General features: G+C 40.7%; 11 protein-coding genes and 1 pseudogene. 10 read left to right on the top strand and 2 right to left on the bottom strand.

The genetic code is table 11. From position 1 onward, the window contains the following. Positions 1-54: 54 nt before the first annotated feature. The 5 genes from dapD (at position 55) to O3602_RS09950 (ending at position 6,215) form a co-directional block, all read left to right on the top strand. Positions 55-753: a 2,3,4,5-tetrahydropyridine-2,6-dicarboxylate N-acetyltransferase gene (gene dapD / locus O3602_RS09930; RefSeq protein WP_003012831.1), complete on the top strand. Its 699-nt coding sequence runs from the start codon at positions 55-57 to the stop codon at positions 751-753. A 58-nt stretch (positions 754-811) separates the two neighbouring features. Beyond that, on the top strand, positions 812-1,945 hold the full coding sequence (locus O3602_RS09935; protein WP_371611621.1) for an N-acetyldiaminopimelate deacetylase: 1,134 nt from the start codon (positions 812-814) through the stop codon (positions 1,943-1,945). A 108-nt stretch (positions 1,946-2,053) separates the two neighbouring features. After that, positions 2,054-2,593: a 5-formyltetrahydrofolate cyclo-ligase gene (locus tag O3602_RS09940; RefSeq protein ID WP_003012768.1), complete on the top strand. Its 540-nt coding sequence runs from the start codon at positions 2,054-2,056 to the stop codon at positions 2,591-2,593. After that, the gene (locus O3602_RS09945) at positions 2,577-3,254 is read left to right on the top strand and encodes a rhomboid family intramembrane serine protease (protein ID WP_003012847.1); all 678 of its coding nucleotides are present in this window, start codon (positions 2,577-2,579) and stop codon (positions 3,252-3,254) included. Before O3602_RS09940 ends, O3602_RS09945 begins: the two co-directional genes overlap by 17 nt. A gap of 414 nt (positions 3,255-3,668) precedes the next feature. Continuing rightward, entirely contained in the window at positions 3,669-6,215 is a 2,547-nt protein-coding gene (locus O3602_RS09950; RefSeq protein WP_371611622.1) for a C69 family dipeptidase, read from the top strand. A 64-nt stretch (positions 6,216-6,279) separates the two neighbouring features. Here O3602_RS09950 and galU read toward each other — a convergent pair whose 3' ends face one another. Further along, positions 6,280-7,185 carry a UTP--glucose-1-phosphate uridylyltransferase GalU gene (galU, locus tag O3602_RS09955; protein WP_003012906.1) on the bottom strand — a complete coding sequence of 302 codons (906 nt, stop codon included), beginning with the start codon at positions 7,183-7,185 and terminating at the stop codon, positions 6,280-6,282. A 45-nt stretch (positions 7,186-7,230) separates the two neighbouring features. Then, positions 7,231-8,247 carry an NAD(P)H-dependent glycerol-3-phosphate dehydrogenase gene (locus tag O3602_RS09960; protein ID WP_003012829.1) on the bottom strand — a complete coding sequence of 339 codons (1,017 nt, stop codon included), beginning with the start codon at positions 8,245-8,247 and terminating at the stop codon, positions 7,231-7,233. A 273-nt stretch (positions 8,248-8,520) separates the two neighbouring features. Here O3602_RS09960 and O3602_RS09965 point away from each other — a divergent pair, with 273 nt between their 5' ends. From O3602_RS09965 to O3602_RS09985, 5 genes and pseudogenes are all read left to right on the top strand, one after another. Beyond that, on the top strand, positions 8,521-9,210 hold the full coding sequence (locus O3602_RS09965; RefSeq protein ID WP_003012927.1) for a gamma-glutamyl-gamma-aminobutyrate hydrolase family protein: 690 nt from the start codon (positions 8,521-8,523) through the stop codon (positions 9,208-9,210). A 244-nt stretch (positions 9,211-9,454) separates the two neighbouring features. Further along, positions 9,455-9,810 (top strand): annotated as a pseudogene (locus tag O3602_RS09970) (hypothetical protein); the annotation flags it as partial. Between the two features lie 119 nt (positions 9,811-9,929). Then, positions 9,930-11,936: a DUF2079 domain-containing protein gene (locus O3602_RS09975; protein ID WP_371611623.1), complete on the top strand. Its 2,007-nt coding sequence runs from the start codon at positions 9,930-9,932 to the stop codon at positions 11,934-11,936. 602 nt (positions 11,937-12,538) lie between these two features. Then, entirely contained in the window at positions 12,539-14,554 is a 2,016-nt protein-coding gene (locus O3602_RS09980) for a DUF2079 domain-containing protein (RefSeq protein ID WP_371611624.1), read from the top strand. Between the two features lie 529 nt (positions 14,555-15,083). Continuing rightward, positions 15,084-16,348, top strand: a 1,265-nt coding sequence (locus O3602_RS09985) for an Ig-like domain-containing protein (RefSeq protein WP_371611625.1), incomplete at its 3' end; no start/stop codon positions are given.

Raw genomic sequence — 16,348 nt, forward strand, 5'->3', positions numbered from 1 at the left:
TTTGGGTTTGTGGTATAATATGGATACCTTTAATTGAAATGAATGGAGAATCTTATGACAGCACAAAAAATGTCTGCTCAAGAAATTATCGCTTTTATTGGAAATGCAGAAAAGAAAACAAATGTGAAAATAACCTTTGAAGGGGAATTGGCAACGGCTGTTCCTGCTTCTGTTACCAAGCTTGGCAATGTTTTGTTCGGTGACTGGAAAGATATCGAGCCCCTTCTTGCCAACTTGACAGAGAACAAGGATTATGTGGTGGAACAAGATGGCCGTAATTCAGCTGTTCCCTTGCTGGATAAGCGCTATCTAAATGCGCGTATCGAACCAGGTGCTATTATTCGTGACCAAGTGACCATCGAAGACAATGCGGTTGTTATGATGGGTGCTGTCATCAATATTGGCGCTGAAATCGGTGCAGGAACTATGATTGATATGGGGGCTATCCTCGGTGGCCGTGCAACAGTTGGTAAAAACAGCCACATCGGTGCAGGTGCCGTGCTTGCGGGTGTCATTGAGCCAGCTTCTGCTGAGCCTGTTCGGATCGGTGACAATGTTTTGGTCGGTGCCAATGCAGTTGTGATTGAAGGGGTTCAAGTAGGGAACGGATCCGTCGTTGCCGCTGGCGCTATCGTTACTCAAGATGTCCCTGAAAATGTGGTCGTAGCTGGTGTCCCAGCTCGCATCATCAAGGAAATCGATGAAAAAACACAACAAAAAACAGCACTCGAAGACGCCTTGCGTAATTTATAAGATATTGATAGTAGAGGCCGCAAGGCCTCTATTCTAATCTAATAGAAAGAAGACGACTATGACATTGGATTTAATCAAAATCAGACGGGATTTGCACCAGATCCCTGAAATTGGTTTGGAAGAATTTGAAACCCAAGCCTATCTCTTAGAGCGAATCGCAGAGATCACAGCGGGCAAGGACTTTGTTGAGCAACGGACTTGGCGGACCGGGATCCTGGTTTATCTCCATGGGTCTGCACCTGAAAAAACGATCGGCTGGCGGACGGATATCGATGGCTTACCGATTGTGGAACAAACGGGCCTTGATTTTGCCTCCAAGCACGAAGGACGGATGCATGCTTGTGGTCATGATATGCACGTGACGACAGCCCTTGGGCTTTTGGACCAACTGGTTCAAGTGCAACCCAAAAATAACCTGCTCTTTCTCTTCCAACCAGCTGAAGAAAACGAAGCTGGTGGGATGCTCATGTATAAGGACAATGCTTTTGGCGACTGGATCCCTGATGAATTTTATGGTCTGCATGTACGCCCTGATTTGAAGGTGGGGGACATTGCGACCAATACGGGTACCCTTTTTGCGGGGACCTGTGAAGTCAAGATTACCTTTACAGGTAAGGGAGGGCATGCTGCCTTTCCACATGAGGCCAATGACGCTCTTGTAGCAGCCTCTTACTTCATTACCCAAGTCCAATCAGTCGTGAGTCGAAATGTCGATCCGATTGAAGGTGCTGTGGTGACCTTTGGTTCCATGCATGCAGGAACAACCAATAATGTGATTGCTGAGACAGCCTTCCTTCATGGGACCATTCGGACCTTGACCATGGAGATGAATCTTTTGACTCAAAAACGGGTCAAAGCCATTGCAGAAGGAATTGCAGCAGCGTTTGATGTGAAATTGGACCTGGAACTCAAGCAAGGGGGCTACCTGCCTGTGGAAAACCAACCAGAATTGGCCAAAGAACTCATGGACTTTTTCACAGCTGAGGAAGACGTGAACCTGATTGATATCCTGCCTGCGATGACAGGAGAAGACTTCGGCTTTCTCTTGAGCAAGGTCCCGGGTGTCATGTTCTGGCTGGGGATTGATACCCCTTATGCCCTGCACCATCCAAAGATGAGCCCAAATGAAGCAGCTCTTCCCTTTGCTGTGGAAAACATAGGTAAATTTTTGAAAATGAAAGCCAACCAATAAGTGATTGATTCAACTCCGTCTGGAGTTGGATTTTTTCTTTGTCGCGTAAAAACTGTTCGGATCTTTGCTAAAAAATGATACAATAAAAACTAGGAAAAAGGAGTAGGCATGAAGAAAACACTACGAAAAGAAACCATAGCAGCCATGAAACAGTTGCCAGAATCCGTGAAAACTCAAGCAGATGAAGAGCTGACTCAGCGCCTCTTGGAGCTACCAGCTTTTCAGGAGGCAAAGACCCTTGCGACCTATCTGTCCTTTGAGCATGAAGTTTCCACAGCTAGCTTGATTCAAGCCGCTCTTCAACTTGGAAAACGCATCTGTGTTCCCCGTACCTATCCACACGGACGGATGGAATTTGTGGAATACGATCCTAATATTTTGGAAAAGACACGCTTTGGTTTGCTGGAGCCCAATGAAAAAGGAAGGTTTGTGGATCAGTCAGAGATTGATCTGATCCATGTACCAGGCGTGGTCTTCCAGTCAAAAGGCTACCGAATTGGCTATGGTGGTGGCTATTATGATCGTTATTTAGAAGATTTTACTGGAAAAACGGTTAGTACGATTTATTCCATCCAGCAGAAGGAGTTCCAACCAGATGCTTTTGATCAGGCAGTTCAGGAGGTGTTAGTCTATGAAGTTACTCTTTGATCGTCGTTATCCTGTGACCAGCCTCTTATTGCTCGTCACAACGGCAGTCTTTCTTTCCATGTTTATCCGATTTGGAGGCGACTACCAAACGGGTGCTGCTATTTACTATAGCGGTGGGATTATTGGAGAGGTTGTGAAAGCCGATCCTAGCCAGTTATGGCGAATAGTGACAGCTACATTTGTTCATATCGGCCTAGAACATTTTGTGCTCAATATGATCACCCTCTATTACTTGGGACGTTTGGCAGAAGATCTCTTTGGATCGAAAGCTTTCTTAGCTCTTTATCTCTTATCAGGCATGATGGGCAATGTCTTTGTCGCTATTTTTACGCCAGATGTGATTGCAGCAGGAGCTTCTACAGCTCTCTTTGGACTGTTTGGGACCATTGGTGCTTTGCGCTTTATTGTCCAAAGTCCCTATATTCGCCACTTAAGTCAGTCCTATACCAGCTTGATCCTGGTCAATTTGATCTTTAGCTTCATGCCAAGAATCAGTATGGCGGGGCACATCGGTGGCTTAGTAGCTGGGGTGATGTTGGCTTATGTCTTTCCAGTAAGAGGGGAAGCTCGCTTTATGAACCGAACCTATCAGATGAGTGCAGCCCTATCTTATCTCTTACTTTTGCTTTATTTCTTAGGTAAAATCTTAAATCTATTTTAAGAGAGAGTGGGACAGAAATCGGTAATTCGTTAGAATTCGATTTCGTCGTCCCACCTCCGCACAGTTGAGTAGGGCTGTAAAAGCTGATGAAATCAGCGTAGTAGAGTCCACTCAACCACTGCGTCTTGCTCGACAATCCAAAAATAATTGAGAGGCTAGGACTTTTGTCACAGCCTCCCTTTTTTCCTAAAAAATGTAGCGCAATCGTAAACTAACAGAAAATTGTTTGAAATCTCAATAAATATATATAATTTTCATAGAAATGAGTGAATAGAAAGATAATTTAGGAAAAAATAGAATAAAAACAAGTCTGGTAAGCGTTTGCAAAAATAAATAAAAAGAGGTAGACTAGGAGTATAAAAAATAAGGAGTAGTCCCTTTTTATAAAAGGGACATTCAAAAAGGAGATTTGCCATGAAAAAATGGTTGTTTAAACTTTCGTTGGTAGCAATGACGTTTTTGCTCCTACCAGTTCAAGCTGTTCAAGCCTGTTGTGGTTTTATCATTGGTCGGCAATTGACTAAGGATGGTACCACTCTCTTTGGTCGGACAGAAGACTACCCTTACTATCCAAATGGTGGCAAGCACAACAAGAACTATGTGGTTGTTGGTGCGAAGAATTATAAGGAAGGGGACCAACTGGAAGACGAATCCAATGGTTTTACCTATCCACATGCTACTAGTGAAATGAAATATACAGCAACTTATGACTCTGCTCGTGGAGATGGTAGTAATGGTGCTTTTGGGGAACACGGATTTAACGAAGCCGGCGTCTCTATGACCTCAACTGTTACAGCAATTCCAAACAAAAAAGTCTTGAAGACTGACCCATTAACAGAAAATGGGATTCCAGAAGCTGCTATGTTGGACGTGGTATTACCACGTGTTAAGTCTGCTCGTGAAGGGGTTGAATTTTTAGCTAAAGTTATTGAAGAAAAAGGGTCAGCAGAAGGAAATGTTGTCGTTTTTGCAGACCAAAATGAAACCTGGTATATGGAAATTCTTTCCGGTCACCAATATGTAGCGGTAAAAGTCCCAGAAGACAAATATGCTGTCTTCGCAAATACCTACTACCTTGGTCATGTTGATTTGAATGACAAGGAAAATGTGATCGCTTCGAAAGATGTCGAAAAAGTAGCCAAAGAATCTGGAAACTACAAGACCGATAAAGATGGGAACTTTCATATTGCTAAATCTTATGGGCCAGAAAAATATGCCGAAGGTGACCGTTCACGTACTTATGCAGGAATCACTCTTTTGGACCCAAATGCAAAAGTAACTTATGAAGATGATGAATACGAACTCTTCCGCACACCAACCGATCCAAATAAAAAATATACCTTAGAAGATGCTTTTGCCTTACAACGAAACCGTTTTGAACATTTGAATGGTCGTTTTGTTCCAGATGATCAAATTGGTGTCAAGAAACAAGGGGATGATGGTAGCAACGATACTGTTCGAAAAGATCAATACAAATATGCTTTAGGAAACGAAAATGTGATCGATGCCCATGTCTATCAAATCAATCCAAATCTTCCGAAAACATTTGGTGGAACTGTATGGCTCGGCATGGGGCCTTCACGGAATACCCCTTATGTTCCATTCTATGGAAATGTAAAAGATACCTATAAGGCTTTCAAACCTCAAACTGCTACCTATGATCCGAATTCATGGTATTGGACAGTTTGGCACATTGACCAAATGGCCATCAATAATCAAGATCTCTTTGGGAAATCGATTCAAAATCACTGGAAAGCTCTCGAAGAACAATTGATCATTGAACAGAAGGTTAGTGATAGCAAATATGCAGCCTTGAAAGCTGATGAAGCTGCAGCAAAAGCAGCTGAAGATCAGGTAACTGAGGATGCTTTAGCTCGCTCTGAACGTCTCTTCAAACAATTCAAGCAATATGAGTCTGAATTATCTGCAACTCTTAAAGAAGCAGGTCGTACAGATGATCCATATCGTGCATCTTTACCAGACGACTACAAGGATCCAACTGAGTCAAGTACTGAGTCAAGCCAGGAAGAAACAACATCAAGCACAGAGCCAAGTACTGAGTCAAGCAAGGAAGAAACGACAGCAAGCACAGAGCCAAGTACTGAGTCAAGCAAGGAAGAAACAACATCAAGAACAGAGCCAAGTACTGAGTCAAGCAAGGAAGAAACAACATCAAGCACAGAGCCAAGTACTGAGTCAAGCAAGGAAGAAACAACATCAAGCACAGAGCCAAGTACTGAGTCAAGCAAGGAAGAAACGACAGCAAGCACAGAGCCAAGTACTGAGTCAAGCCAGGAAGAAACAACATCAAGCACAGAGCCAAGTACTGAGGCAAGTCAGGAAGAAACGACAGCAAGCACAGAGCCAAGTACCGAGGCAAGCCAGGAAGGAACAACACCAAGTAATACAACTACTATTGTTCCTACAAACAGTAATAGCGTAAGTACCGTTGGTCGCCCAGTTTTACCAACCAATTCATATATTTTGGTAGACCAGGCAACAGGTATCGTCTTGCAAAACCCTGATTTTGCTCAAGGTGGTTATAGTCTCCTTGTTGAAGTTTTGAAAGATATCAAAGCACTAGCCGATAAAGAGTACGAGGCATATAATATTCAATTATCGAACCAAAACAATCCAATACATCAAATTAGTCCAACTGTTGTGACAATTCCAGTAAATAGCCAAAAAGAAGTAGAAGCAGTTTATGGTATCGGTGAAAATGGCCAATTAGAATCCTTCCAATTCCAACTAAATGAAGATAAGTCAGCCGTAACATTTACAACCTCTCATTTTTCAACTTATGGTGTAGTTTATAAGTCTGCAGCAAAAATTGAAGAAAAGAAAAATGATAAGAAATTGCCATCCACCGGACAAAGTATTTCAATCGCGACGATGGTAGGCGGAGTTCTGTTGACACTTTTTGGATTTGGATACAACATTAAAAAACGTAGAAACCATTAAACGATTCAGTTTATAACATGCAACAAAAAAAAAGGAAGTGAGAATGAAATCTCTCTTCCTTTTATTAGTCTACAGTTTTTTCTGCTTCTAATTTTTTTCCGAGTTCGATAATATATTGTTTAAGATCATTTTTGACTTGAGGGTGTTTCAAGGCATAATCGATCGAGGTTTTCATAAAGCCAAACTTGTCTCCAACATCGTAGCGCTGTCCCTTAAATTCGCGGGCGAAGACGCGTTGTGTTTTATTGAGGGTGTCAATCGCATCCGTCAATTGAATTTCGTTTCCAGCGCCTGGTTCTTGATTTTCAAGAATATCAAAGATCTCAGGCGTCAAGAGGTAACGCCCGATGATAGCAAGATCGCTCGGTGCCTCCTCAGGTGCTGGCTTTTCAACAAAAGTTTCAACACTGTATAGCCCGTTGATGCCTTCTCCTTGAGGGGCGATCACTCCGTAAGCAGAAACATCTTCATGAGGAACTTTCATGACTGCAATGGTTGAAGCATGTGTGTCGTCATAGTCATTCATCAATTGCTTGGTGAGAGTGGTGGCTCTATCATCCGTGATATCCATGAGGTCATCTCCAAGCATCACGACGAATGGTTCATTTCCAACAAAAGCTTTAGCTTGTAAAACTGCATCTCCAAGTCCACGAGGATGTTTTTGACGAATGAAGTGGAGACGCATCCCAGTAGTTTCATCGACCAGTTTTAAAAGATCATCTTTCCCTTTTTCCTTCAGGTTATACTCTAGTTCGAAGTTTGAGTCGAAGTGGTCTTCGATCGAACGTTTTGATTTACCAGTGACAACGAGAATGTCTTCAATACCGGATTTAAGGGCTTCCTCAACGATGAATTGGATCGTAGGTTTGTCAACGATTGGCAACATTTCCTTTGCCAAAGCTTTGGTAGCTGGGAGGAAGCGTGTCCCCAAACCAGCCGCAGGAATGACTGCTTTTCTAACTTTAGTCATATAGTTTCCTTTCTAAAAGGTAGGATTGATGATAGGGTGGTTGACTTATTTCCACTCGTTTTCTTCTTTAAATTCGTTGCTCATCATGTGGTGGATAGCTTCGCGGATATCTTTTCCTTCGTAGATGACTTGGTAAATGGCCTGTGTAATCGGCATATAGACATCCAATTCTTGGGCCAGCTCATGGGCGACTTTGGTCGTAGAGATCCCTTCAATAATCATGCCCATGTTGGCTTCGATATCTTCCAATTTTTCGCCACGTCCGAGAGCATCCCCGGCTCGCCAGTTGCGAGAGTGAACAGAAGTTCCGGTAACGATCAAGTCACCGACCCCAGACAAACCGCTATAGGTCAATGGGCTAGCTCCGAGCTTAACGCCAAGGCGCGTGATTTCAGCAAGACCGCGTGTGATGATGGCTGCTTTGGCATTGTCACCATAACCAAGACCGTGCAAGGCTCCAGCACCGACTGCGATGATATTCTTCAAGGCCCCAGCAGTTTCCACTCCGATAACATCTGTATTGGTATAGAGACGGAAGTAGTGATTGCTAAAGAGTTCTTGAACATAACGTGCAGCTTCTAAGTCTTTTGAGGCTGCTGTAATGAGGGTGATATCCCGTACGATGGTTTCTTCCGCGTGACTCGGTCCAGAAACGACCACTACTTCACTGCGAAGAGAAGCAGGAATTTCTTCTTCAAGGATTTGAGAAATCCGATCGTGTGTACCAGGCTCGAGCCCTTTAGAAGCGTGCATGACTATGACAGGGTGATCCAGTGTTTCAGCGACTTGTTTTGCGACCAAGCGGGTCACCTTGGTAGGAACGACAAAAAGGATAGCATCCACACCGTCCAAAGCTGCTTTCAGATCGGTCGTAGCAGTAATCTCTTCGCTAATAACGATGTCTTTGAAGTAGCGTTGATTGGTATGAGCGGTATTGATTTCATCGATTTGTTCTTGGATATTTCCCCAGAGGCGGACTTCATGGCCGTTATCATTGAGGACTTGTGAAAGGGCTGTTCCCCATGAACCAGGACCCAATACTGCAACGGTTTGTTTTTCCATTGTATCTTCCATTTCTATGTCTATTTTTTCAACAAGGCTAGGAATCTAGCGCTTGCACCTTCGAAACGGCCTAATGTGTGCCTTGAAGGACGATTCTATTTTCCTCTCTATTTTAACATAATATAGGTAAAAAAACTTGTATGATCATCAATTGTTTTGTGAGGAAGGTGAGGGTGATAAATAAAATCTATCACGGTTTTAAAAAATACATATTAGACATGATCACTAATGGGTGGTAAGATAAGTAGTAATTAAAATGAAGGAGGAATGAATATGTGTAGAACAATTGTTGGAGTATCTGCTAATCTCTGTCCGGTGGACCCGGAAGGGAAAAACCTTCATTCCTCCGTGTCTAGTCAATTTGCAGAAGGGATCCGTCAAGCAGGTGGGCTTCCTATGGTTATTCCGATGGGAGATCCTTCCTTGGTTAAGGACTATGTTGAGACGATTGACAAATTGATCTTAAGTGGAGGCCAAAATGTCGATCCTAGTCTCTATGGCGAAGAAAAAACGATCGAAAGCGATGATTACAATATCGAACGCGATCAATTTGAGCTTGCCCTACTGAAGGAAGCAGTTCGCCAAAACAAACCGGTTCTAGGAATCTGCCGTGGGGTTCAGTTGATCAATGTAGCTTTTGGAGGAACTCTTAACCAAGAGATTGAAGGGCATTGGCAAGGTCTTCCGTTTGGGACTTCCCATTCTATCCAGACTAAAAAAGGTAGTGTGGTAGAGCAACTCTTTGGTCAGGCTAGTCGGATCAATTCCGTGCACCGTCAAAGTATCAAGGATCTCGCGCCAAATTTCCGTGCGACCGCCTTTGATCCGCGCGATCACACCATCGAAGCGATTGAAGCAGTAGACGGTCATCGGATTATGGGCTTGCAGTGGCATCCAGAATACTTGGTCAATGAAGAAAAAGGGAATTTAGAACTGTTTCGCTATCTCTTGCAAGAATTGTAAGATCTTTAGGTTTTTTTAGGAGAAATACGCAAACTACACTCATCAACAAAGATCTCCTACTTTTAGTTGCTATAGTTTACTATTTTTCATATATTTTTCAGTAAAAGGCTCCTTGTTCCAGGAGCTTTTTGTATGTTTATCACTCGTAATGAAAAAAGAAATGAAGATGACTGAAATTCGTGGATTCGAACGTGTATCAATCTATCCCATTCAGGAATTGCTTTCAAAACGGTAGAGTTTATGCGGCTGGCGCGTAACAAAGGGAATGATTGGATCCTTGGTCATCTCTCGGCAACAGATGGAACTTGAGAAATCGTGGTTTTGCACCACACAGGTTGTAGAGCTCAAACCTTTGAAAACAAAGGATTTTTTCAGTATCTAAAAAAGGAACTGGGAGTTGACGTTGGAGATTGAGAGTTCCTCCCTTTTTACAATATCAACGCGAGTGCCCGTGACTATGTCGTAATGACTGTAAGATTCTCCACTAATTTCTATGATGTCATTACCTCAGGAGTGGTTTATGATGTTGATACAGGATTCATCACAGAGGTGAAAGACGTAATTTTATTTGATTATAGGAACGTATTTCGTAAAAAATAAGTTGATTAATAATTTTAAAAGAAAATAATCTATTCGGAAATTTTATCTCCTCCAATTATATTCAGGTAGGAAAATTCACTAATTTGTGGTAAAATATTTTGTAATTATGGGAGGTTTAAATGGAAAAAATTAAAAATTTAGTTAATAGGAATCAGTTGTGGTTATTATTAGGATCTTATTTTATTCTTGTTTTATTCAGCTTGATTCTATTTCCTACTGAGGTACTATTTTTAAAGTTAGGAGCAGTAGGAGTGACTGATACCATCGTTGGTATTGTAATGTGTTGCTCAGTTTTATGGTTTCTAACGGAATATAAGAAAATCTTAGATATCCGAACAATAAATATTGTTCTAGTAGCTTTGATTTTGTTTTTTGCAATCTTGAAGAGCCCATCTCTATTCCTATCTTTGGGCTTAAGTTTGATTTCAATAACATTATTCGTATTGTTCTACATAGAAAAAGAGAGGCTGGCCATCGTCTTTCCTTTGTTGGTGGTCCTATCGTCTCCTAAAATGATTTTACAAGCAGGTAGCAATTTCAAAGATGAAGCTTTAGGAATTTATTCCTTTAATATAGCTGATTCTAGATTTTCTATCTTAATTTGGCCGATTTTGACAGCTGTTCTTATTGCTATTATCATTGGAATAATCTTTAGTCGGCTGGAAACAGACAAAATAAGCAAGGTATGGATCAGATGGTTCACTCTTTTTATTTTAGTCTGTGGTGTTTCCTATGTCCTCTATTTATCTGTTGTAGTTTATTATAAAGTGAAGGCCAATGCAGTTTCAACATATGATCTAGGGATATTCTCCCAAATGTTTGAAAGGATGAAGACGGACTTCACTCAGATTACGACTCTTGAGAGAGATAAAGTTTTATCCCATTTTGCGGTCCATATTTCTCCAATCTTTTATCTGATTCTTCCAGTTTACATGTTATTCCCATATGTAGAAACTTTGGAAGTGATGCAAGTTCTCATCGTATTTTCTGGAGTGATTCCATTGTGTCTCATATTAAAGAAATTACAGTTACCAAAATTACTCAATCCTCTCTTGCTGGCTCTTTTCTTTGTTACTCCGGTAATGACAACGAGTGGAGGATTCCGCATCCATGAAAACTGTTTCTTACCTCCATTGATTCTATGGCTGTTTTATGCCATTATTTCTCAATGGCGATGGAGAACCCTTTTGTTCTCCATCCTTGTTCTCATGGTGAAAGAAGATGCCTTTATCTATGTGTTATCAATAGGACTTTATTTTGCTTTTCAAAACCGTTTTATCTTCTCGGCTAAGTTTAAAAAGTGGTTATATATTAGTTGTTTTGCTCTGACAATTCTCTACACAGGGCTTGCCTTGTTCCTGTTGTCAAAATATGGTGAAGGGGCCATGGTCTCACGCTATGGACACTTGTTGTTGAATGGTGAGCAAGGATTCTCTAAGGTCGTTAAAAATCTTGTTTTCAATCCTGTATATGTTCTGGGAAGTCTGTTTACGGCCAAGAGGTTGGGATACATTTTCTTAGTTCTAATTTCCTTTAGCTTCTTACCACTTATCCAAAGACGATTCTCTGCTTATTTCCTCGCAATCCCTCTATTGGCTGTGAATTTGTTGTCGGATTGGTTCCCCCAATATGATATTGGATACCAGTATAGCTACGGATCAGTAACCCTTATCTTCATTATGGGCTTGCTGGCAGTAGACCAATTAAGTAAAAATAAGGTAATAAAAGAGAAGTTTTTGGCAGCCTTAGTAATGTCTTCCATAGTCTTCTCAAGTGCTATCTTATATACTCTCACTCACGACTGGAACTTTGAAGTCAAGTATTATCAGCAACAGAAGAGCTTTTTTGAGGGGGTTCAATCTGTACTGGATGCTTTGCCGAAGAAGGCTTCGGTTTTATCAGCAGGTCGATATACTCCTAGTCTGAGAAAACATGAAAAATTATATGATATTGATTACCATAATGCTAAGAAAGTTGATCCAACCATTGACTTTGTTGTTGTCCCAAGACAACTAAGAAACGAAAAACAGGGGCATCCCCAAGGGGATCTCGTGAAAGCGTATGAAGCAGCTGGTTACAAGGAAAGTAATCGCTCTACTGAGTTTTTGCTTGTTTTAGAGAAGTAACTTCAGTTTAGAGGTGAAAAGGATTAAAACAAAGGATCTTTTATGTATGATGATCGGCATCTACCGACAATCAAAAAAGAAAGATAACGCATACGTAGAAAGGCATTATAAATACCTTTTCCGTGTGACATAATCCTCAAATGAGAAAGTAAATGATCTAGACGTGAGCACATTCTGAACAAATGAGGAATGTGCTCATGTTTTTGTGAAAAGGGTGAGTTTTAAGGAGAGAGCATCCGTTGGTCTTTGTAGGGGATCGACGATCTGACGAAACGCTGAGTAAAAAGGATGCTCTCCTTAATGGATACGTGACCATCAGATTGAGACAATTGGTTGATGACCCCAGTGATTTCGTCGGACGACTTCACTTATGTAGGTTAGAAAATCAAACGATGTTAAATGAATTGGAGTCCGATTCTGCCCCATTATTTGCAAGTTGTATAGGTATCATCTGACGGATTCGATTTCTATCTGTTAGACTAGGATTGTGGCTCTTGGAATCTAAAGAGTGAGGGTATAAAGAAAAATGATGACCAATCTATTTTTAGTTAGGAATAATTTTTAGTTTGTGTTAAAATATTTTATAAATACGGGAGGTTTAAATGAAAAAAATAAAAAATTTCGTAGACATAAATTATCTATGGTTACTATTAGGATCTTATTTAGTCGTTGTTTTAGTCAATCTACTTCGATTTTCGACTGAAGTATTATTTCTTAAGTTAGGGGCAGTAGGAGTCACTACTACAGTGATTGGATTGGTGGTTAGTTACCTAATTCTATGGTTCCTTCTTGAATATAAAAAGTTTTTAAATATCCGGCAGGCTAATATCATCCTGTCAGCTTTAATCTTGTTTATGGCCATTCTAAAAAGTCCAACCTTTTTCCTATCTTTGGGCTTGGTAATGATATCAGTGGCCTTGTTCTTACTCTTCCATTTGGAAAAAGTAAGGCTTGCGATGATCTACCCCTTGGTGCTTTTGTTATCATTTCCTAAGTTGCTGATCCAAGCGAGTAGCAATTTTAAAAACGATGCCCTAGGGATTCACTCATTTAACATTGCTGAATCAAAATTCTCAATGTTGATTTGGCCGGTCTTAGTTTCTGTTTTTATTGCCATTCTAATCGGTTTGATTGTGAATAGATTGGCAGTGGAAAAGATCAATGCGGTGTGGGTGAAACGTCTCACCCTTGTCGCCTTGATTGGTGGGCTCTGTTACGTCCTCTACTTGTCTGCTGTGATGTACTACAAAGTAAAGGCAAATTCAGTATCGACATTCGACATCGGAATATTTTCCCAGATGTTTGAAAGAATGAAAACGGACTTTACTCAGATTACGACACTTGAGAGAGATAAGGCCTTATCACATATGGCAGTCCACATTTCTCCAATTTATTATCTCATTCTTCCCTTCTACATGTTATTCCCTTATGTAGAAACTTTGGAAGTGATGCAAGTCCTCATTGTCTTCTCAGCTGTTATCCCTCTATGCCTCATTTTGAAGAAATTACAGCTACCAAAACTTCTTAATCCTTTCATTATCGCTCTCTTCTTCCTTACTCCGGTAATGACCACGAGTGGTGCTTACCACCTGCATGAGAACTGTTTCTTGCCGCCGTTGATTTTATGGCTATTCTATGCCCTTATCTCTGAGTGGCGTTGGAGATCCATTCTATTTGTCTTGTTGATTCTATTTGTGAAAGAGGACGCGGCCCTCTACGTCCTGGCATTAGGACTCTATTTTGCTTTCCAAAAACGTTTCACCTTGTCGGCCACCTTCAAAAAATGGCTCTATGCAGGAACTCTTGCTTTGCCAGTCCTCTACTTTAGCCTTGCTTTGTTCCTTCTAGCTAAATATGGTGAAGGAGCCATGGTTTCGCGTTACGGACACTTATTATTGGAAGGGGAGCACGGCTTGCCGATGGTGTTGAAAAACATCTTCCTAAATCCACTCTATATTATCGGAAGTCTTTTCACGGGCAAGAAAATGGGATATATCTTTTTAATCTTATTCCCTTTAGGTTTCCTACCCCTCGTTCAAAGACGCTTCTCTACCTACTTCCTCCTGATTCCTTTATTGGCAGTCAACCTACTGATGGACTGGCCATATCAGTTTGACATCGGTTTCCAATATAGCTATGGATCGGTTACCCTCCTATTTATCATGGCTATCCTGGCGGTAGATCAATTGAGCAGACATCGAGTGGTTGGAGAGAAGGTCTTGCTTGCTCTTGTTGCTGCTTCCCTAGTTTTCTCAGGGACAATCCTCTATAGTTTCACTCGAAACTGGAACTTTGAGATGAAGTATTATCATGATCGGAAAGAGTTTTTTGATGGCCTTCAGTCCACTTTGGATTCAATACCAGCAGATGCTTCTGTGTTAGCAGCAGGAGGATATACTCCAGGCCTACGAAAACACCAAGAATTGTACGATATCTTCTATCACAACAACAAAGCACTTGATCCAAAAATTGACTATGTCGTTGTACCTAGAGAAATGCAAAATGAAAAACATGGCTACTCTGAAACAGCAACTCTTAAACTTTACAAAGAGGCTGGCTATCAGGAAAGTTCTCTATCTAGCAAGGATGTCCTGGTGTTAGAAAAAGAAGTAAAGTAAGGCTTGAAAAAACATTCTACTAGAGTTGAACTTCTATGAGAAACGAGAAGTCATTCATCGATTGAGACAAAAAGTCTTCTATTATAAAGGCACACACATTTGCGAATGTGTGCGCCTTTTTTGATCAGAAGAATAGAGCAGACCAGTTAGGGATAGGAAGGTGCTAATTGCTGGTAGCATAAAAAGAGGACTTAAATCTCCGAGAGGTATCCGCACGTCTGGTTCAATCAAAAATGATTAAAATAAAGATGACTATTATAATAGAAGAAAGTTGATCCGAATGATGCATAAAAGTTACAAGAGAATCTGAATTAATTGTAGTTGTTCAAAAAATAAAAGTAAGGAAAAATAGGTGAGAAAGATGGTATTTCTCAAGAAAATGGCCCGCTTTAAAAAATTAACACAAAAATGTAAAAAATATTGAATAGAACTATTGCTATTTCTACTATGTTGTGCTATATTTAGAGAAGCTAATTAGAAAAACCGAGGAGGTAAAGGAAATATGAAAAAGTTAGCGGCTAGTTTATCAATGATTTTCTCATTATTGATAATTTCATTCGGCGTATTTACGACCAACGTAAGTGCAGCCACGTCCAAAAATGTTGATGTCATCACAGAGGTCAACATCCAAAATGCCCAGGGTGGCGAGTTAACAGGTTCACTCGATCGCTATGATACTTTCCGACTTAGCGCAAAATTTGCGTTAGAAGGAAAAAATGTCAAAGCAGGTGATACGACAGAACTTACAATTTCTGCACCTATCGATATCAAGTCTCAGGATTTTGAAATCAACGACACAATCACTGGTAAAAAGATTGCCGATGCAAAAGTTGACGCAGCTACTGGTAAGATTGTCTTGACATTCACAGATTTCGCTCAAAAGAAAAATGACGTTACAGGTTCATTCTTCTTCTATGCAGCTGTTAACAAAGATAAATTCCCTAACGATGGTGAAGCACCAGTTAAGGTTAAAGTTAACGGTGATGTAAAATTCAACGGTAAGGTAACAAGTAAAGTTATCGGCGATGGTAAAACTTACCCAGCCCTTAAATCAGGTTGGACTGGTAACAACAATAAAGAATTAGGTTACCGTATTGCTATTAACAGAACAAATATGGAAATCAGAAATGCGGTTCTTACAGATACACTTCAATCAAAAGGAATTACTTACCGTAAAGGAAGTTTCAGAATCCTCAAAGGTACTTGGGAATACGCTGGTGGTAAATGGACTCTTAAAAACCAACAAGATGTTACTTCTAACTATACAATAAATGCAACAGATACTTCATTCACTATCAACTTGGGTAACATTGGTAAAACTGATCACTTCTCAGTAGAGTATGTTGCTGATGTAAACTATACTGCTGTTGATGGGGAAAGAATTAAAAATGAAGCGCAACTTTCAGGTGACGGGTTCTCAGCTCCTCCTTCAAAAAATGGAGTCAACATCCAAATCGCTGGTGGTGCTGGTATCGGTTACGAATTTAGCATTAAAGTGAAAAAAGTAGACGAAAACGGTGCTCCACTTAAAGGTGCGAAATTCCAAGTTATCCGTGAAACTAACCAAGATATCATCGGTGAGTTTGAATCAGATGCTAATGGTGAATTCACTGTTAAGAACATCTTGCGTGACAAATACATCATCAAAGAAATCCAAGCTCCAGAAGGTTATGAGTTGGCAGCTGATACTGTAGTTGAAGCTGGTGAATTCACAACACCAAAAGCTCCAGTTGCTAAAACTATTACAGACCAAAAAACAACTACAACAACCACAACTACAACAACCACAACAAC

This window comes from Streptococcus sp. 27098_8_186 (assembly GCF_041432055.1).
In the GTDB taxonomy this organism is placed as follows: Bacteria; Bacillota; Bacilli; order Lactobacillales; family Streptococcaceae; genus Streptococcus; species Streptococcus dentalis.